The 18764-nt window shown below is 61.6% G+C and carries 20 protein-coding genes; 6 read left to right on the top strand and 14 right to left on the bottom strand.

The window, feature by feature from the left end; genetic code table 11:
- Positions 1–17 precede the first annotated feature (17 nt).
- The 10 genes from KAK11_RS11415 to flhD form a co-directional block, all read right to left on the bottom strand.
- The gene (locus KAK11_RS11415; protein ID WP_210809256.1) at positions 18–902 is read right to left on the bottom strand and encodes an HDOD domain-containing protein; all 885 of its coding nucleotides are present in this window, start codon (positions 900–902) and stop codon (positions 18–20) included.
- Positions 903–977: 75 nt separating this feature from the next.
- Positions 978–1388 (bottom strand): heme-binding protein, encoded by a 411-nt coding sequence (locus KAK11_RS11410; RefSeq protein ID WP_210809255.1) that lies wholly within the window; start codon positions 1386–1388, stop codon positions 978–980.
- A gap of 72 nt (positions 1389–1460) precedes the next feature.
- Positions 1461–2309 (bottom strand): alpha/beta fold hydrolase, encoded by an 849-nt coding sequence (locus KAK11_RS11405; protein WP_210809254.1) that lies wholly within the window; start codon positions 2307–2309, stop codon positions 1461–1463.
- 21 nt (positions 2310–2330) lie between these two features.
- Positions 2331–2972 carry a protein phosphatase CheZ gene (locus KAK11_RS11400; protein ID WP_210809253.1) on the bottom strand — a complete coding sequence of 214 codons (642 nt, stop codon included), beginning with the start codon at positions 2970–2972 and terminating at the stop codon, positions 2331–2333.
- Between the two features lie 20 nt (positions 2973–2992).
- Positions 2993–3388, bottom strand: a complete 396-nt coding sequence (cheY, locus tag KAK11_RS11395; RefSeq protein WP_210809252.1) for a chemotaxis response regulator CheY — start codon at positions 3386–3388, stop codon at positions 2993–2995.
- 27 nt (positions 3389–3415) lie between these two features.
- A complete protein-coding gene (gene motB, locus KAK11_RS11390; protein ID WP_210809251.1) occupies positions 3416–4342 on the bottom strand; it encodes a flagellar motor protein MotB in 927 nt (308 codons plus the stop codon).
- Positions 4343–4346: 4 nt separating this feature from the next.
- Positions 4347–5204 (bottom strand): flagellar motor stator protein MotA, encoded by an 858-nt coding sequence (gene motA, locus KAK11_RS11385; RefSeq protein ID WP_210809250.1) that lies wholly within the window; start codon positions 5202–5204, stop codon positions 4347–4349.
- 217 nt (positions 5205–5421) lie between these two features.
- Complete coding sequence (locus KAK11_RS11380) at positions 5422–6276, bottom strand: HDOD domain-containing protein (RefSeq protein WP_210809249.1); 855 nt, start codon at positions 6274–6276, stop codon at positions 5422–5424.
- Between the two features lie 284 nt (positions 6277–6560).
- Complete coding sequence (flhC, locus tag KAK11_RS11375) at positions 6561–7145, bottom strand: flagellar transcriptional regulator FlhC (protein WP_210809248.1); 585 nt, start codon at positions 7143–7145, stop codon at positions 6561–6563.
- A gap of 133 nt (positions 7146–7278) precedes the next feature.
- Positions 7279–7602: a flagellar transcriptional regulator FlhD gene (gene flhD, locus KAK11_RS11370; RefSeq protein WP_210809247.1), complete on the bottom strand. Its 324-nt coding sequence runs from the start codon at positions 7600–7602 to the stop codon at positions 7279–7281.
- A 354-nt stretch (positions 7603–7956) separates the two neighbouring features.
- Between flhD and KAK11_RS11365 the strand changes: the two genes are divergently transcribed.
- Positions 7957–9771 carry a capsular polysaccharide export protein, LipB/KpsS family gene (locus KAK11_RS11365; RefSeq protein ID WP_210809246.1) on the top strand — a complete coding sequence of 605 codons (1815 nt, stop codon included), beginning with the start codon at positions 7957–7959 and terminating at the stop codon, positions 9769–9771.
- Between the two features lie 25 nt (positions 9772–9796).
- A complete protein-coding gene (locus KAK11_RS11360; protein ID WP_210809245.1) occupies positions 9797–10327 on the top strand; it encodes a class I SAM-dependent methyltransferase in 531 nt (176 codons plus the stop codon).
- Positions 10328–10372: 45 nt separating this feature from the next.
- Here the strand turns inward: KAK11_RS11360 and KAK11_RS11355 are convergent, their stop codons facing one another.
- From KAK11_RS11355 to KAK11_RS11345, 3 genes are all read right to left on the bottom strand, one after another.
- Positions 10373–11557, bottom strand: coding sequence for a glycosyltransferase family protein (locus tag KAK11_RS11355; protein WP_210809244.1), 1185 nt, complete (start codon positions 11555–11557; stop codon positions 10373–10375).
- Between the two features lie 25 nt (positions 11558–11582).
- Positions 11583–13151 carry a class I SAM-dependent methyltransferase gene (locus tag KAK11_RS11350; protein WP_210809243.1) on the bottom strand — a complete coding sequence of 523 codons (1569 nt, stop codon included), beginning with the start codon at positions 13149–13151 and terminating at the stop codon, positions 11583–11585.
- A gap of 102 nt (positions 13152–13253) precedes the next feature.
- Positions 13254–13817 carry a phage integrase N-terminal SAM-like domain-containing protein gene (locus KAK11_RS11345; RefSeq protein ID WP_210809242.1) on the bottom strand — a complete coding sequence of 188 codons (564 nt, stop codon included), beginning with the start codon at positions 13815–13817 and terminating at the stop codon, positions 13254–13256.
- 252 nt (positions 13818–14069) lie between these two features.
- On the opposite strand from KAK11_RS11345, the gene KAK11_RS11340 reads away from it, so the two are divergent.
- The gene (locus KAK11_RS11340; protein ID WP_210809241.1) at positions 14070–14678 is read left to right on the top strand and encodes a hypothetical protein; all 609 of its coding nucleotides are present in this window, start codon (positions 14070–14072) and stop codon (positions 14676–14678) included.
- A 427-nt stretch (positions 14679–15105) separates the two neighbouring features.
- On the opposite strand, the gene KAK11_RS11335 is transcribed toward KAK11_RS11340, so the two are convergent.
- Entirely contained in the window at positions 15106–16212 is a 1107-nt protein-coding gene (locus KAK11_RS11335; RefSeq protein WP_210809240.1) for an IS110 family RNA-guided transposase, read from the bottom strand.
- A gap of 234 nt (positions 16213–16446) precedes the next feature.
- On the opposite strand from KAK11_RS11335, the gene KAK11_RS11330 reads away from it, so the two are divergent.
- From KAK11_RS11330 to KAK11_RS11320, 3 genes are all read left to right on the top strand, one after another.
- Positions 16447–17271 carry a hypothetical protein gene (locus KAK11_RS11330; RefSeq protein ID WP_210809239.1) on the top strand — a complete coding sequence of 275 codons (825 nt, stop codon included), beginning with the start codon at positions 16447–16449 and terminating at the stop codon, positions 17269–17271.
- Between the two features lie 50 nt (positions 17272–17321).
- Complete coding sequence (locus tag KAK11_RS22365) at positions 17322–17798, top strand: hypothetical protein (protein WP_510606743.1); 477 nt, start codon at positions 17322–17324, stop codon at positions 17796–17798.
- Between the two features lie 120 nt (positions 17799–17918).
- Positions 17919–18617, top strand: coding sequence for an ankyrin repeat domain-containing protein (locus KAK11_RS11320; protein WP_210809237.1), 699 nt, complete (start codon positions 17919–17921; stop codon positions 18615–18617).
- Positions 18618–18764: the final 147 nt, after the last annotated feature.

The following is an 18764-nucleotide window of genomic DNA, read 5'->3' as shown; positions in this document are numbered from 1 at the left end:
GAGGAGCGCGCAAGCGCTCAGGTGATGTCCAGCAGTGGGGCCAGCTCGTCTTCCCAGTGGCTCAGCTCGTCGTCATCCACCAGCAGCCAGGCCTGCACACGCTCCTTATGCTGCTTCCAGTCAGCGTCGGCATCCAGGCCTTCGTGGCGGCGCATCAGGTGCTCGGCCACCAGGCCGGTGGCCACCAAGGTGTGCATTTCGGCGTCATCGCCGTCATTGCCCAGCATGTCCAAGTCGTGGTGGCGGCGAATGGCGGCCATCACGGTGGGGGAGAGCTTCCACATCCGCGCCACCAATGCGCCCACCACGGCGTGGTCGGTGCGATGGTTGGCGTTTTCAGTGGCGATGAAGGAGCGGTCGATGCGGGCGTTGGCTTCCACCAGCGTGCCGGCATAACCGCGCACACTTTGCAGCATCACCGGCATGCCCACATGGCAAAACAGGCCGTAGGTGTGGGCGACATCAAGGGACATGCCCGGCAGCTTGGTGGCAATGAAACCCATGGCCACCGCCCGCTTGGACGAGCGCTCCCAAAACCGTGTGAGCTGAGCACTGCGCACAGGCAGGGCATGCGCCACGATGAAGCGGGTCATCTCCGCCGCGGTGATGTCCAAGCCGAGCCGGTTCATGGCTTGGCCAATGGTTTGCACGGGCTGGCCCGTGTTGTAGGCAGGACTGTTGGCCGACTTGATCAGTTGTGCCGACATGGCCACGTCACTGGTGGCGATGTTGGCGATCTCGTTGAGGTCCGGCTCTGCCGAGGCCATCGCATTGCGCATGCGCTCCAGAATGGCCGGGCTGGGCGGGATGGCGATGGTCTGCAGCGGCCCGCGCTTGCGGGCATCGTCCAACTCTTTGGCAATGGCTTGGGTGCTGGACGAAGCGACAGGGGCGTCAATCATGATGGGGGGTGTGCTGGCGGTATGAGGCTTTATCGGCCCCTTCGCCAGCGGATGAATACCCCCCGCCGTGAGAAATTAGGTCCCCAAGAGGGCGCTGATGCCGGCTTTGGCAATCTGGGCATCTTCGGTCGATTTCACACCGCTGACGCCCACTGCGCCCACCACATGGCCGTCGACCAGCACGGGCACGCCGCCTTCGAGCATGCCGTCCAGGTCCGGGGCGCTCAAAAAGGCGGTGCGGCCGTTGTTGATCATGTCCTCATAGACCTTGGTTTCGCGTCGGCCCAGGGCGGCGGTGCGGGCCTTGGCTGGGGCCATGCGTGCGGACATGGGGGCGGCGCCGTCCAGGCGGTAGTGGCCCAGCAAGTGGCCGCCGTCATCTACCACCGCAATGGTCACGGCCCATTGGTTTTTTTGGGCCTCGGCGCGGGCGCCGTTGAGCAGGGTCACGACATCGTCGTGGCTGAGGAAAGGCTTGGTCTTCATGGCGTGGTTCCAGAGATTGGCGAAAACGCGAGAGTATGGCGGTGGCGCTGAGGGCGATTGCCTGCACGCAAGTCAGGACTGAATGAACTCGCGCAGCACGGCAAAGGCTGCCTCAGGCCGGTCACGCCAGGTGCCGTGGCCGCAGCCCGGCAGGCTCACAAACTGGCGCCAGTGCTCGGGCAGGGCTTGGGCGATGTCCTGAGCGTCAGCCAGCGGGCAGACGGGGTCGTCCTCACCGGCCAGGACCAGCACCGGGCACTGGGCCTTGGCCAAGCCCGGCGCCAAGTTCATGCTGGGCATCTCGGTGCGCACAAAGTGGTCCAGGATCTCCCACACCGCAATCTTGCGCGCGCCGCTGTCGGGGTCGCTGCTGGGGGTGGGGTTGTAGAGCGGCATCAGCTCGCGCAGATAGTCCGCCATGTTCTGAGGCGTGGGGTCCAACCAAAAGCGCTCGGCCAGCTCTCGGGCCGACGGGCCACCCAGGCGTTCAAACATGGCCAGCTTGCGCGGCAGGTTGAAGGCTGCGGAGGTGGACGACAAAATCACCTTGGCTGGGTGGGCCGGGTGACGGGCCAGGTAACGCTGGGCCACAAAGCCTCCGAAGGATTGCCCCAGCACGATGGGCTTGCTGATGCCCAGCGCGTCACACAGCCGCACCACGTCGTCGGCCCAGGTGTCCAGCGTCCATTCCTCCCGTGGGCGGCGGTCGCTGCGGCCGTGGCCGCGGTGGTCATACACCACCACTTGGGTGATGTCGGCCAGCGCATTGAACGCCGGCTTGAAGCTGGAATGATCAAAGCCCGGTCCGCCGTGCAGGCACAGCAAAACGGGCTTGTCTTGAAGGGTGGGGCCGTGGGGCACCTGGCCAAAGCCAGTGATGTCCACGTAGAGGCGGTGTCCGGGGCTGATTTCGATGCGCATGGCATCGATGATAGCCAGCCCTTAGAACCCCAAGCTGGCCAGCAGGTCGTCCACTTCGCCTTGGTTGGTCACCACGTCCGTGCGGCCTTCGGCATCCACCACCGGGCCATGCAGCACCGTGGGGTCCACCTTGTCTTTTTGGTCTGGCGGCACCACTTGCACCAAGAGCTTGACCAGATGGTCTTCCAGCTCATTGGCCAGCGCGATCACCTTGGTCACGACCTGGCCGGTCAGGTCATGGAAGTCCTGCGCCAACATGATGTCGGTCAGGTGGGCATCGATGCGGGCCGTGCTGGCCTCGATGTCTTCCACGAAGTTGAGCACCGAGCCGGTGGCCACGGCGCGCACCGGGTCGGTGGTCAGGGCTTTGGCCAGCTCACGGGTGGCTTCGGTGATGTGGGCGTGGTCGGCCTTGGCTTGTTCCACCGAGGTCAAGACCTTGTCCGCCGCTTCGGCGGTTTTCTTGGCAATGAAGTTCAGCCGGCTGCGGGCGTCAGGCAAGCCCTCGCTGGCGATCTTGAGCTGAGGCATCACGCCCAGCTGGTGCATGGTGTCGTGCAGCAGCCGCGTCAGCGAGCCCAACTGTTGAAACACGTCGGCCGAGACAGCGCCGGGATCTGAGGCAGTGCTGGGGCTCACGGCCGCCATGTTTTCCATCTTCATGTTGCTGCTCCCGGGCGTGTTCAGGCGGGCGTGCCGAACTTTTGCATGATCTTGGTGACCTTCTCTTCCAGCGTGGCCTTGGTGAAAGGCTTGACGATGTAGCCCGCCGCGCCGCTTTGCGCTGCCAGCACGATGTCTTCCTTGCGGGCTTCGGCCGTCACCATCAAGACCGGCAGATGTTTGAGCGACTCCTCTGCCTTGATGGCCTTGAGCAGCTCAAAGCCATTCATGTTCGGCATGTTGATGTCGCTGACCACAAAGTCGTACTTGTTGGTCTTCAGCATGTTCAGCGCCACGGCGCCGTCTTCCGCCTCTTCGCAGTTGTTGCAGCCCATCTCTTTGAGCAAGCCGCGCACGATGCGACGCATGGTCGAAAAGTCATCAACAACAAGAAATTTCAGATCGGTGGTGCTCATGGTGTCCTCGAGATGGTCTTGTGGCGTTTATCGGTTGGAAACAGTGGGCGCTTGAGGCTCTTCAGGGTTCGCCTCAGGGTCCACATTGGGACGGAATACACGGTCTTCGGCATCACGGTTCATCACAATGATGCTGATGCGCCGGTTGCTGGGGTGCGTGGGGTCTTCGGGCTTGAAGGGCTGGCTGTGCGCCAAGCCTTGCACGCGCAGCACCCGCCGCTCGGTCAGTCCGCCGGCCAAAAGCTCGCGCCGCGAGGCATTGGCTCGGTCTGCCGAGAGCTCGTAGTTGCTATAGCCCCGCTCTCCGCCCGGGAAGGGGGTGGCGTCGGTGTGCCCCTCCAGTGTCAGCAAGTTGGGCACTTCGGTGAGGATTTCGCCAATGGCCTGCAGCAGCTCGCGCATATAGGGCTTGACCACCGCACTGCCGGAGTCAAACATGGGCCGCTCTTGCTCATCCACGATCTGGATGCGCAGGCCATCTCGCGTCATGTCCAAGCGGAGCTGCCCACTCAGCGCCTTGAGCCGTTCGCTGGCGGCAATCTTTTCCTCGATGGTGTTCTTCACCTCTTCGAGCTTGGCGATCTCAGCGCGGCGCTGCTCGGCCTTCAGGGCTGCCAGGTTGAAGGTCTTGCGCTTGGCTTCCACATCGCCTTTCTTGACCTGTCCGCCCGAACGGGTCAGGTCTTCACCCCCCGCCTTGATGACATGCGAGGCGTCGCCCGAGCCGGAGCCGCCACCCAGCGCCACCTTCAGCGGCGACTGGAAATAATCGGCGATGCCTTTTTTGTCGCCTTCGGTGGTGGAGCCCAGCAGCCACATCAACAAGAAGAAGGCCATCATCGCCGTCACGAAGTCGGCATAAGCGATCTTCCAGGCACCACCGTGTGCAGCGTGGCCGCCCTTCTTGATCTTCTTGACGATGATCGGTTGAAGTTTTTTTGCGTCGCCGGCCATGGTCTTACTTCTTCTTCACGTGAGCTTCCAGCTCAGCGAATGTGGGCCGTACGGTAGACAGCAAGACCTTGCGGCCAAACTCAATGGCCACCTGCGGCGCATAGCCTTGCATCGAGGCCAGCAGCGTGGTCTTGATGCACTGCAGCTCCTTGCCGCTTTCTTCGATCTTTTGCTCCAACAAGCCCGCCAGAGGCTCTGCGAACGCGTAGGCCAGCAGAATCCCGAGGAAGGTACCCACCAGCGCCGAGCCAATCATCGCGCCCAGCACCGCCGGGGGCTGGCCCACCGAGCCCATGGTCTTCACCACGCCCAACACGGCCGCCACAATCCCGAAGGCGGGCAAGCCACCGGCGATGCGCTGGATGGCAGCCACCGGCGCATGAGCTTCGTGGTGGTGAGTCTCAATCTCGCTGTCCATCAGCGACTCGATCTCATGCGCGTTCAGGTTGCCAGAGACCATCATGCGCAGGTAGTCGGTGACGAACTCGGTCACATGGTGGTCATTGCCCACCGTGGGGTACTTTTGGAACAGCGCCGAGCTGTGGGGGTCTTCGACGTCCTTTTCAATGGACATCAAGCCTTCCTTGCGCGCCTTCTGCAAGATGTCGAAGAGCAGCGCCAAGAGCTCCATGTAGCGGTCCTTGGTGTACTTGCTGCCCTTGAAGCACATGCCCAAGCCGGCCATGGTCGACTTGATCACGGTCATTTGGTTGTTGGCGATGAACGCACCCAGCGTTGCACCGCCAATCATGGCCATTTCCCAGGGCAAGGCTTTGATGATCGGGCCCATGTTGCCGCCGTGCGCGATGAACACGCCGAACACGCAACCCAGCACGACAACCCAACCGATGATGACAAACATGAGTTTCTCGCTTCACCTGAACGTGAATGCGGACTCGGATGAGTCCTTGTGAGGAATATCGGTCCGAGTCTTACGCGCCTTGAGGCCGCAAGCCCTGTGGAAAGCACCTCAGAAAGCAGTCTGTTTTTGCTTTCCAAACGCATCAGCGGCGTGATGCACACGCCGCTGATGTCGTCGCCCGTTTTCGGCCGATGGCCGCCTGCCTTAAGGGGCAGCGTCAGCTGCTCATGGCGGCGGAGAACTCCTTGAGGCTTTGCTCAATGTCCTTGAGCAAGTTCAAGGCGTCGTCCTCGCTCAGGGCCAGCTCGCGCCAGATGGGCGGATGCATGGCTGCCACCGCCGCCTTCAGGCTGCCGCCTGCATCCAGCGCATGGGCCAAGGCCTCTGCGGCGTGGATGATGGCGCCCAGGTGGTCCCAGCGCCCGAGCGCCGAGGGCTGGGGCTCATGGTGCTGGGCGATGGCCACCTCAATGTGCACCGGAAAGTACCAGTGCTTGACCAACATGGCGCCGATCTGCGGATGGCTGATGCCCATGCTCTTGATCTCAGCGGCCGAGGTGTCCAGGCCTTCGGCTTGCGCCAAGGCAATCGCGCGGCCGGCTTCCATCGGGTAGTACATGGCCAGCACCAGCTGGCCCACGTCATGCATCAGGCCGGTGACAAAGGCCTCATTCGGGTCCAGATCGCCTCGGCGCGCCAAAGCGCGGGCCAGCAAGCCGGTGGCAAAGGCGTGGCGCCAGTATTCCGAGGCTTTGAAATTGACTTTGGGGTCGATGCGGAAGGCGCGCCGCAGGGCCACCGTGGTCAGCAGGCCGGAGACGGCCCGCAGGCCCAGCATGCGCACTGCGTCGTTGATGGAGCCGATGCGCCCCGACAAGCCGTAGAGCGGCGAGTTCGCCAGCTTCAGCGTGGCCGCAGCCAGGGCCGGGTCGGTTTCGATGAGCTCGACGCAGCGTGTGGTGGAGAGGTCGTCGCGTTGCAGCGCACGGGAGACCTCCGTGACCGCTTTGGGCAAGGCGGGCAGGTCGGCCATGCGCCGGGTCATGACTTCCAGAGCCAGATTTCCGGTCATGGGCGAGGTCCTTTGAGCAACAACAAACAGGGTATCCATGCCTATCGACCGAGGGCACACAGCGCTTGAGGCCTCCAGAGGGCTGCAGGTGTAAGCGTGCGTTTCAGGCGCACAAAGAAAAAAGGCGGGACCATCAAGGTCCCGCCTGAAAGCACAGGGGTTGTGCTAGGAGGAGACAAACAAGTTCAACCAATCTCAATGGACAGGTGATCGGCTAGGCCTTGTTCAACTTAAGTGTGCGTCACACCCAAGGGGCCAACAACCTGTCAAATGTCACGAAGCGTTCAATGGACGTCGCAGGTTTCGCCCGCGGCCATCCGACGGCCGGTGCTGGGCATCTGCAGGGCGCCTGCTTGGCGGCCCTTGCCAGCGCGGGCGGGCGGGTTGCACAGGCCGCAGACAAAGTGCTTGGCAATCTCGTGCGGGTGGGTCACATAGTGGCCGCCGCACTTGGTGCACTTGGTCATGGTCAGCATGCCGTTGTCGACAAACTTCACCAAGCGCCAAGCGCGGGTCACCGACAGCAGGGGCTCCAGGTTCTGAGCCGCTGTTTGCTCTTGGTAGAGCTGATAGGCCTTGATGACGGTGTCAATCTCTTCCATCTCCGAGGTCTTGTTCAGGTACTCGTGGATGTTCAGGAAGAGACTGGCGTGGATATTGGGCTGCCAAGTCATGAACCAATCGGTGGAGAACGGCAGCTGGCCTTTGGAGGGGCTGCGACCCGACACTTCCTTATACAAGCGCAGCAAGCGCTCGTAAGAGAGATCCGTCTCAGACTCCAGCACCTGCAAGCGGGCGCCGAGGTTGATGAGGGTGACTGCGCGCTCAATTTGCTTGGCTTCAGTCAGGATGCTCTTGGTGCGTGCCATGGTGGTTCTCCGTCCTAATTGATGATTCGATGTTGCGGTGGGATCGCCGGGCCAGCGCCGGGCCGCTCCCAAGCGGGCCCGGCTACCCCCTTGGGGGGTGGTTCGGCGTACCCGCCGAGCCGGGGGCCCACATTCATGCAGCTTCTTGATGGCGGCCAGCCAGCAAGATGGAGGCATGCAGGCGAGAGACGCTGTCGTTGGCAGCGGCCTTGCCATGGTTGGTCAACAGGCCCCAGACCAGGTCGTCATCCATGCGGAAGCGGCACAGCAGGGTGTTGGTGGTGGCAATCTTCATCATCTGCGCCGGGGTCAGCAGCGAGATCATGTTGGCGGTTTCTTCAGACACGCCCAGGCGGAACAGGGCTTGTTCGCGGTCCGAGCGGATCAGGCTTTGAGCCAGCATCAGGTAGGACAGGTTGGCTTCGCGGATCTCGGCGAGGATTTGAGTGGTTTCCATGTTCGTGCTCCTTGGGGTGGTCTGTCGTGAGGGGTTTTGTCTTGCGATGGGATGAACTGTAAGCATCGAAACAGGCTGGAAACATCGGTTCAATTCCACGGCTTGAGTCCGCTTATCGCCTGACACCGTGTCAGACAAATTCCTACAAAGCCTGTCATCCAAAGCGCCTGAACAGCGGCTTTTGGAGGGCCGCCGAGGGCTGTGGTGGCCCTGTTTGGCGCTCGCGTGGCCCTTGCCCACCGTGCTGACAGGGCTCAACTGAGCGTGATTTGCCGCTCTTATCCCGCAGTCTGGCGCGGGGAGTTAACGCAAAGATAGGGGCGATTCCTGAACAACCCCTCGACGGACCCGTCCATGCAAAAAATCAATGTCGCCATTGAGCGCCCCGCCCCGTGGCTCTCCAGCCCCATCGACGGCCAGCGGCACCGCCAGTTCTTCGCGAACCTGATGCTGGCGATCACCGAATGCGACCTCAGCTTTGACATGGCTGACATTCCTTTTGGCGGTGACTTCGCCCCACGGGTGGCGCCGCCGGGCAAGGTCTTGCTGTCCTACCACTCGGTGGGTGCGGCCCCCAATGTCTGGCGCTTGAAAGAGTCCTACGTGGCGCCTTACTACTACTTCGACCGCACGGGCTACTCGGGCTGGGCACAAATTGCCAACGACCCTGAACTGGCGCAGGCGATGGACGGCGTGCCCCAGGCAGAGGCCGATGCCTTTGTGGCGGCGCTGCGGGACAGGCTGACCCGCCACAACGACTCCAAGTACCAACAAGGCAGTGAGGCTGCGCCCGAGCCGGGCTATGTCTTCTTCCCCCTGCAAATGGCCGATGACAGCGTGGCGCGGCTCTCTCGCGTGGGCCTGTTCTCGCTGCTGGCGGCCCTGACCAGAGAAGCCAAGCGCAGCGGCGTGCGCTTGGTGGTGAAGCGTCACCCTTTGTGCCGCAGCCAGGCCATGAGCGAGCTGCTGCGCAGCGCGGCCCAAGACGGCGTGGTGGTGAGCAATGCGTCCGTGCATGCCTTGATTGGTGGCGCTCGGGCGGTGGTGACAGTCAACTCCGGCGTGGGCTTTGAGGCACTGATCCATGGCAAGCCGGTGTTCACCGCTGGGCACTGCGACTACCAGGCCGTGACCCACCCGCTGCACAGCGAGAGCCAGGTGGCTCAATGCTTTGGGTCGGTGCCCTGGGATACCGCGCGGGCGCACCGCTTCGTGGCGTTCTACTTGAACCACTACTGCGTCGACGCGAGCAATGTCGAGGCGCTGAAGCAGCGCATCGCCCTGGCCGTCAAAGAGGCTGAGACTTCCAGCCGCCCAACGGCGGCCGATGACTATGTGCACCTGGAGTCCGTGCGCTACTTTGCCGAGCTGGAGCGCCAGCGCCGCGACAAAGTGGGCGCAGCCCTGCAGCACGCCTTGGGGGGCGCGGAGCCCCGAGCGCAGCCGCGCCAGGCCGATGCTGCCGCCTCGGCCGAGCTGGCCCAGGCGCAAGAAAAGCTGATGCAGACCAATGCTGAGTGCTATGCGCTGATCACCACCTTGTACGAGCGCTTGGCCTCGCCTGCACGCAGCCTGGAGGCCCTGGCAGCGGTCAACCGTGGCGGCAAAGCCTCTCGCCAGGCCTTCAGCCCCGAGTACTACCAGAAGCTGCACGACAAAGACTCGGCCTTTCAGCAGAACAACTGGCTGGTGCCGTACCTGGCTGTTTTCACCGGGGCGGGCGTGCAGACCCTGCGCGAGATTGGCTGCGGCAACGGTGCGTTTCTGGACGCTGCCAGCGCCCACATTCCCTTGGTGATTGGTGTGGACTGGGCGCGCTCGCCGCTGCTGCCGCAAAAGCCGGGCATTGAGTTCCAGCAGGCGGACATCACCAAGGTCGATCTGCCCGAGGTGGATGTCAATTGCTCGGCCGATGTGCTGGAGCATCTGCCCTTCGAGGCCTTGAACGACACCCTGGCCCGTTTGCACCGCTCGGCCACCGTGAACTTCCATGTGATCGCCTGCTATGACGATGGCCACAGCCATCTGTCCATCTTCCACCCTGACGAGTGGTTGCACATGTTCAGGCGCCTCGACCAGCGCTATCACATCTTCGACTTGACCGTGCGCCATGGCGATGTCAACAAGGTGGTCTGTGTGATCACCAACTGGTGCGTCCCTCAAGACTGACGCCGGCAACCCCTTTGGAGCACTCATGAAAGACCTCAAGCTAGACGTCGGCTGCGGCCCCTCTTGCCGCCCCGGCTACATCGGTGTGGACATCCGGCCCGAGCCCGGCGTGCAAATCGTCTGCGAAGCCAAAGACCTGCTGCAGCATGTGGCGCCGGGCACGGTCGCCGAGATCTACACACGGCACTTTCTGGAGCACCTCAGCTTTGCGCAAGCCTTGCTGACCTTGCGTGCCTTTTGCCAGGCGCTCAAGCCCGGCGGGCAACTGGAGATTGTGGTGCCCGACTTGAAGTACCACGTATGGCAATACCTGTGCCCGCAGCCTGCGGCCCCCTCTGCAGCCAACCCTGAGTGGACGCAGCGGCAACATGCGTTTGCTGGGTTTTGGGGCTGGCAGCGCGAGGGAGACACCGCCATGTGGGACATCCACAAGTCTGGCTACGACCAAGAGGCGCTGAGTGCCTTCTTGACCCAAGCCGAGTTCTCAGAGCCCCGCCGTGTCGAGGACAAGCCCTGGAACCTGCACATGGTGGCCGTGCGCGCTGCGGCGCGCTGAGTGCGGCCGGGGGCGGCCTCGCGACCCAGTTCTCGTGATGCGGCTTCAGGCCGCCTGCCACAAGGCCATGCGGCTGGCCCAGTTGTGCTGGGCCAAGAAGCCGAAGTGCGGTGGGCGTGGGCTGCGCGCCGCCTGCCACGCCGGCCAGGCTCGGATGTGTTCTTCCAGGTGAGGCCGGTTGCTGGCATAGCTCAGCAAGGCGGCGCCTTGCTGCTGCAAGGCGGGCAGCGGTGTGGCCTCGTTGGTGATGACCGGCACACCCATGGCGGCTGCGGTGTAGACGCGGTCGTGCACGCCGCCTTGCCAGTTCGGGTCAAAGTTGAGCACGGCCTGGTAGTGCGGCATCAGCCGGGCAATGTCTTGGTGCGCCACTTGCCCCACGTGGCGGTGGTGGGCTTGCGCACCCAGCAAGGCTTGCCAGCCCGTGCCAAAAAAATCTACCGGCAGGTGACCCAGGCTGCGCACGGCCAACAAGCGGCGGTGGCGTTTGACCCAGCTGTCTAGGGCCAGCACACCCTTGAGCCGCTGCGGCTGCAGGCACTCTTGGGGCGCCCACCGCAGGGCTTGGCTCAGTTGGCGGGCGGGCAGTGGGTCGGCCTCTTGGGCCAGCAGAGCTGCGGCCAGGTCGTCGGCGCTGCTGGGGGGCATCTCTGCCCCAAACCAGGCGCGCAGGGCGTCGGCCAGCGGCAGGTCACATTGGCCGCCCAGCTCCGAGCCTACGGTGCCGATCACGCAGACGCGCTGCTGCACGTCTTGGGCAGCGGGCAGGGGGGCGTCGGGGGCTGCAAAGGGCGCAAAGGGCACATGGTGCCAAGACACATTCAGGGCGGAGCCCAGCCAGTCGCGGTAGCCGGTCTCGGGCGCACACAGGCTGAGGCGCCTGTCCAGGCGGGCGTCGGCCAAGAAGCGGTTAAAGGCGGGGACGCGGCCAATGTCATAGATGGGCGCGTCGAGCAAGTAGGCCGACACCGGGCAGGCAAAGTGCTGCCACAGCCATTGGTTGCCGATCTTGAACGTTAAGGGCACCGAGCCCAGCGAATAGACCCTGGCCACATCTTCGGGCTTCAGGCTGGCCAGGGCATTCAAATCACGGGGCAGGCTCAAAACGCGGGGGGCTTGGCCCAAGGCGGCCAGCCCAGCGGCCAGGGCGTCGGCCACGCTTTCTACCGCATTGAGCGGGTGGTCGAAGGCCAGGACGAGGTGGATCGGTGCGGTGGGCGTGGCAGACATGAGCGGTGCGTGGCGGTGCGGTGGGTCAGGCGCGTTCGGTGAGTTCGTCGCGCAGGGTGTGCTCTGCTTGCAGCTCGGGCCAGGTGCTGGCCTGGTTGTCCAGCGCGGCCAGGTCGTCTTGCCATTCGGGCGGCATGTCGTCTTGCACACCCCCAAAGTCAGGCCGCATGGTGCGGGCCACGGTGCGCTCGCGCAGCGAGGTCTCGATCTTGCGCAGGCTCAGCTTCATGAAGGCGGCCTTGTCTTTTGGGCAAGGCTGCAACTGGCTGTCCAGCCAGCCGGTTTGCACGGGCTCAAAGCGGTGCTCAAACCAACCCAAATACCAGAACCAATCGGTGTAGTAGAGCCAAGAGTTCTCGTTCATGGCCCGCAGGTGGGTCGGGTCTTGCCAAGCGGTCAGGGCCTTTTCATAAGGCACTTCAATGTCGATCACGCCGCCCTCTTGCAGCAGGGCCAGCAGGTTGGTCATCAGGCAGGGCAGGTCGGGCACATGCTCCAACACATTGTTGGCATAGATGCGCTCCAGGCTGCCGGCTTGCAGCAGCACCTCACCGCCCCCCAGGGTGGTGGTGTGCACCGGGAACTGCACCGGCTGGCCCAGGTCCAGCACGATGTCGGGCTGGGCGCGCGCCAAGATGTCCACGTTCAGCCAGCCGGGCTTGTAGTCTTTGCCCGAGCCCAGGTTCATGCGGGCGGGCTGCCAGGGCAGGCCGCTGCGCTGGCTCTCCACCTGCTGGTGGTAGCCTGCGGCAAAGGCCAGCAGGTCGGCCCAGGCTTCAATCGGGTCATGCTGGGTGAAGCGGTCCAGTTGCTGGCGGGCTTGTTCAAACCAAGCGGGCGTGGCGAACTGGGTGGTGAAGAAGTGCTCCAAGTGGGCGTCATCCACCCAGGTCACTGCGTCTTCAAAGGCGGCCGGGGCCACGGTGCGTGCGGTGCGCTCTGACACAAAAGGCGTGCCCAGCGACAGGGTGTGGAAGGCGCGCGCCTGCTCGAAGCGGCTGGTCTCGTAGAAGTGGCAGTTCAGCACCGCCTTGGCTTGGCGGATGAACTGGTCCCGCTCAGCGCCATAGAGCGGGTAGTCAAAGGTGGCCACGTTCAAGCCGCAGGCCTCGACGCGCTGGATGAAGGCCTGGCGGCGCGGGTTCATGCTGCCAAAGAAAAGCAGGTCAATGGGGCGCTCTTCCAGCGGCGGGGCCGAGGTGCCGTCCAGGTAGGGTGCGTGCAAAAAAGGCACTAAGGGCACATCAGCCGGGTCGCTGGCATAGGCGGCCACATTGGCGGCGTCGTAGTCGGCCACGGCCGAGTGGCGCAGCAGGTTCACATAATCTTCGTTGACCTTGGCGCCCCCATGGCCGAGCTGCTCAAGGTTGAAGAAGATGCAGGTGTGGCGCTGCTGCCAATCTTTGGGAAAGCCCAAATGCGCCCCAAACACCAGGTTGACGGCATCTTCACGCAGCCGATTCTTGGCCAGCGTCACCTCGGCGCCCATGCGGCGGAACTGATAGCGCGCATAGCGGGCTTGGTCCAAAAAGCCGAGTGAGTGCACATAGCCCGCAGGCTGCATGATGGCGATGTGAATGCGGGGCAGATCCATGAGTGGCCTTCCGAGGCAAGGGCGTACCAATAGGCACGGTGCCTTGACTTTAGGTTTGGCTTGAGGGCCACCATGACCGGATCAGCAGGGGAAATGAGGGGTTTATCCGCTAGGCGCCCAGGCCCGGTCTTTGCCGCCCTTGCCCTCTCGCACGATGATGGTGCGGTGGGCGAAGTCCAGGTCTTTGACCCGCAATTGCAGCCCCTCGTTGATGCGCAAGCCCGTGCCATAAAGCAATTGCGCCAGCAGCAAATGCTGGCCACTCAGGTGCCCAAACACAGCAGCCAACTCGTCCCGGCTCAGCACCACTGGCAGCCGCCGCTTGGGCTGGGGCCGGGGCAAGTTCTCTGCCCCCGGCAAGGGTATGCCCAACACCTTGGTGTACAAAAACAGCAAGGCTGACAAAGCCTGGCGGTGGGTGCTGGTGGAAAGCTGCCGGCGCACGGCCAGATCACAAAGGTAGGCATCTACCTCCGCCGTCCCCAAAGTGGCCGGGTGCCGCACACCGCTGAAGCGAATGTAATCTCGGCACCAGTGCACATACACCTCCTCGGTGCGGCGGCTGTAGTGCAGGGTGCGAATGCGCTCGCGCAGTTGGTCCAGCACCTTCACCGCCTTCAAAGCCGGCAGGCTTGAGACCAGCCCAAATTGAGGGTTACTGCCCATCCCGACCTCCCTTCAAAGCGTGTCCAAAAGTGATCGCCCGGGGCTATAGTGCTGCCCACTCCCTGCGCCAAAATGCCGATTTATTAATACTGTATGTTTATCCAGTTTAAAGCGCAATACGTCAGTATCGACAAGCACTTAACAGCTGCTCGCCCAGCCTGTTGCTGGCGACAGGGCTTTTTAGGGCGACAGGCATCTGTCGCCACACAAAAAAGTTAGGCCGCAACTTCAACAACTCACGCGCTCAAAGTAATGACCAAGACTGACAGACACCTTCTAGCCCTCATTTCAGCCGTGCTGGCAGGCGCATTGGTTCTTTTGAACGCGGTGGCCTTTAGAAAAGCTGGATTCTTTGCGGATACTGCAGACTTGGTGCAGCAGATCATTCCAAACCTGATTGCATCACTCATCGTTTTTCTTGCGATCTACTACTTCATCGAACGTCATATTGAAGAGCGACTTGTTGCAGTCAACTATTTGGCGCAGTTAACTTCCACTGGGAAGGAGTACAGCGATCACATAGACCGCTCCGTCGAAGCGATAAACCGCCTGAGAACAGAACTTGTGGCACACAAGGAATCGATAAAGGCTGATATTCAGGAGACACTTGAAGCCTTTCGAACTGCGCAGTCGCGCGAAGCGAAAGCCGAAATTGATGCGAAATTGCGTGCGCTGTACTCGCGGCTGGCGGACGCTGAACTGCGTGTTGCCAGTCTTGACGAGAAGACTGCAGTTGCAGCTGCTTCTCAGAAAGATCAAAGAATCGCTGAATTGACAGCCGAAATAGGTCGCCTAAATCAAGTGATTCTCGCAAATCGTACCGTTGCAAAAAGCATTGCTGATAGCGCAAAGAAGATCTAAGGTTTCCTGTCGCACCAAGTTGCGACCTAACCCTTCTACAGGGACTTCCCTTCTCGTCAAGCGCTAGAGGTGTCTTCTTTCTGAGCCTGCATTTGATACGTTGAAGATGAGCCAATGCATGGGTTCCATTCGCTCGGCGTGACGGTGCTGTCGCAGACGGGTTATCGAGTTGACCAGGCATCGGCTCTGAATTGAGTGGTGACGTTGGCGCTTTGTGGATGGGCGGAGAGAGACAGACTGCACTTCTACAGACGGGCTTGTTGAGGGGTTTCCTCGGCCCAGGATATGAACCGCTCGGTGGGGCTCTATTCGTTCGCCGTGTCGCTGGCGCGATGCCAGCACAGAAGGGTTATCGAGTTTTCCCACCGCCGGTCTGACCTGTCAGCACATCCTTGCGCGCACGCCCGTCAAGAACTGAGTGCTTGCTTCATGCTGCTGCCCCGGCGGATCTTGTGATGACCTCTTCTCCCGCGTGAGACCGCTTGGGAACATGGTTTGGATCAAACCTATCCCCTCGCGTCATCACACACCACAAGATGCGTGCGTTCTTGTTGGCCAGGGCCACGATGGTCTTTTGCCAACCGACCCGTTCTTTGAGCTGGACCAGCCACAGGCTGATCGGGTCTTTGCGTTTGTGGGCGGTCATCACCGCCGACTTGGCGCCCTGAATCAGCAGGGTTCGCAAGTAAACATCGCCACGTTTGGTGATGCCTCCGAGCTTGGTCTTGCCACCCGATGAGTTCTGGCTGGGTGCCAGGTCCGTCCAGCCGCCAAACTGCTTGGCCGATTTGAACTGCGTGAAGTCATCGACCGTGGCGACCACAGCCGATGCAGTGATAGGACCAATGCCAAGCAACTCCGACGCCTTCTTGGCCCTCTCGTCCGAGCGTGCATGCTGGGTGATTCGCTGCTCGCACCAGGCCATCTCTTCGTCCAGACGGCCCCAGTGCTTCAGGCTGCGATCAAGCGCCAGGCGCAGATCACCCGGCAGCTCGTTGCTGGCGTCCTCTAGCACATCGGGCAGGGCGGCATGCAGCGCATCGGGGCTTTGGGCAAACACCAGGCCAAACTCAGCCAGCAGGCCACGGATACGGTTGATCAAGGCCGTGCGCTCTTCCTTGAATCCCTCGCGCAGCTTGTGAATGGACAAGGTGCCTTGCTGGGCCGCTGACTTGACGGGCACGGCAAGAAGATGAGGCCGAGAGGCTGCTTCGCAAATAGCGGCCGCATCGGTGGCGTCGTTCTTGGACCGCGCTCCAGCAACGCGATAGGCGCCGACGTGCTGCGCAGGCAGGATGCGAGCATCCAAACCCATGGAGCGAAGCCGACGGCAGATATGGTGTGCACCACTGCAACTCTCCATGGCCACCACGCAGCCCGGCTGCAGAGATTGGCACCATTCAAAGAACCGCTCAGGTGCCATGGACCGTGCCAGCACCACCTTCTCGAAACCATCGACGGCATGCACTTGGTAAACCCGCTTGGCCAGATCCACGCTGACGCGGCAAATCAGATTTCGGTTAATCTCCTGCATGGGACTTCCCCTTTCAAATGGGCTTTGAGATTGATCGACTCGCATCACCAATCTTGGCGCATTGACGCCGTTGCCAGAAGGTGGGAAGTCCCTTCGTATTCGCTCAACCGGACCCGCGACGGCATGCCACGTCTGGCCGTCATTTCATTCTCGGCCAGTCGCGTCACGCCGCTGCTGGCCGGTTAGCTTCAACATTTGGCGTCATTCAACTTCTACCGCGCAGTACCTGTCACCATGAACGCGCTTGCCGACTTCTGGGCATCTGCCAACGCCTTCTTCTGGATTGGTCTTCTAGTTTCGTCGATAGTCGGCTTCGCCCTCGGGTATCTCGCGAGCGTCTTGGCTGGGCCGCATACCAAGCGCTTCACTGAGAGGGTGGAAGGCGGTGCAGTTCGAGACTTGCTGCAGTTGAACGGAGCCGACGTGATCATCGTCGTCCCGCATCAGCCGGGACCGCACAGCCGGCGTCTTCCACAACTTGCAGTCGAAGATGTACTTGCCCTTCGAAACATCTTCGACGTCTTGGCTGAGATCGGAATCAAAAATCCGAAGATTCGTCATCCCGAGAACCTCGACGACTCAGACTTCAAGAAGAACATCATCACCATAGGAGGCTCGATTCGCAACGCTTTCACCGCCGAGGTCCTTCGGTGGCCCGTCAACGGCGACATTCTTGAGTTCGTCCGTAGTTCGATTCATCCCAACCAAGTAGAGCTTCACCGCGGACCGACAACCGTCTATCACTCACCTTCCTATGACGAGGCAACATCGGACCAGCCGCGCGCTACGAGCAAAGACGTTGCACTTATCCTCCGTCGCCCCAATCCAAGGAGCGAAACGAAGTCCGTTCTCGTCGTGGCCGGGATTCGCGGCACGGGGACGTGGGGCGCATCAGACTATCTGAGGAAACACGCACGCGCTCTTGCTGAGCGTGTTTCCAGAGATCAAGGAGGTGCCATGGCCCACGGCTTCCTGGCCCTTCTTGAGGTTGAGTATCAAAACTTTGACATCTCACGAACGAAGGTCAAGGACGTTGCGTCCATCCTCGATGACGCCTAACTTGGCGCTGCAGCCGACCCGCTACGGCGTGCCGCCACTCACGGCAGGGCATGCCCTTCGGGCATTCTGGCCCGGCCGTTCCTGTCGTCACGCCTCCGCGGGCGGCTGAGCTTGACGTTAGCCACCTGCGAATCCGTATGCGCGCATTCCTCCTGACTTCAATCCTGCTTACTTCGTTCGGGACTCACGCTCAAGGCGTCGCGACGCCCAAGAACGTATGGCTGAGCAATCTCCGCCCGGTAATGACAGGTGGCTTGTGCTCGGCGCAATCACCACTTATGAAAATCTACAAGGGCGAAGCCGGTGATTGCCCCAAGCAACTTGATGTGCTGTTCACGCGTTGCACCACGCAAGTACCGGAGGTCTCCATTCCGGAAATGCTTACTTCGGAAGCTCAGGCCAATCTCTACGGCGTGATCATTGCCGAATGCATCGGCGCCCAGTATCAAGGTGGCGACGCTCTGAAGGCGTTCTTGGCGTTTCAGGTCCGGTTCAACGAAAGTGTGGCGGGGAAATCAGGTGGCTAACCGGTCGCTCGAGTGGACCTCCACCAGCTGGCCGCGCTACGCTCGGCAGCTGATCTTCGCTACGCGCGGCCAGCTGGTTCCGGCCCCTCAGCTCCAACGTTGGGCGTCCTTGGAGCCAAGATGGACAGACAGTTAAATCAATTGCTCCGTGAGAAAGCCTCGGAGGCAGGTATTCAGATCCTCGGGGACGGCTACGACTATTCGACCGACAAAAGCGGATCTCTCTGCATCGCAACTTGGTACTCTTGCGACGATTTCGTTTTCCACGCGGTTTTCAAAGGCGCTTCAGTGGATAGGGAAGGCCCTAACGGCACGCCACTGGGCATTGCTGCATCAATGGGGAACTTGGCACTTGCAAAGTTTTTCATTGAGCATGGCGCGACCATTGACCAACGCGACAAAAGAGGTCGAACGGCTCTCACATCCGCCGCCGGCCACGGGAAGCTTCCTCTAGTCAAACTACTAATTCATGCAGGGGCAGACCTTTCCGGTGCACTATCCGCTGCCGTTGACGGAGCGTACGAAAATGTCGTCAAGGTGCTTCTTGAAGCAAAAGCCCCAGTGAACGAAATAGTAGATTCAGGACTCGCAATGCCACCGCTACTTCTGGCTTGTTCGAAAGGCAAGAAGAAGGGAAGTAGCATTGCGCTACTCTTGCTGAATGCTGGAGCCGACGCTTCGTACGTCCGTTCAAGCGACGGCATGAGTGCTGTCAAGTTCGCTCTATGGGGTCAATGCGATCAGAAGGTATTTGACGAATTGCAGAAGCGAGGCGCACCGCCGCCTGAGAAAGGTTTTCCTGTTATTCGTCTCGTATAAATCAGGGCACTTCTCGATGCAGACGCCCAACCCATCCATCAACACGGACTGGCGCGATAAAGCCGCGCCAGCCGGTTATGTCAAACGTTGAGGCTGTAAAAAAAGGCCTCCCAATCGGGCCGGCCCCGATTCATTGTTGGGCCCCTG

The sequence above is a fragment of the Ideonella paludis genome (genome assembly GCF_018069865.1).
Lineage (GTDB): Bacteria > Pseudomonadota > Gammaproteobacteria > Burkholderiales > Burkholderiaceae_C > Ideonella > Ideonella paludis.
The sequence above is the reverse complement of the archived record's forward strand: the minus strand, read 5'-3'. Positions and strand labels throughout refer to the sequence as shown.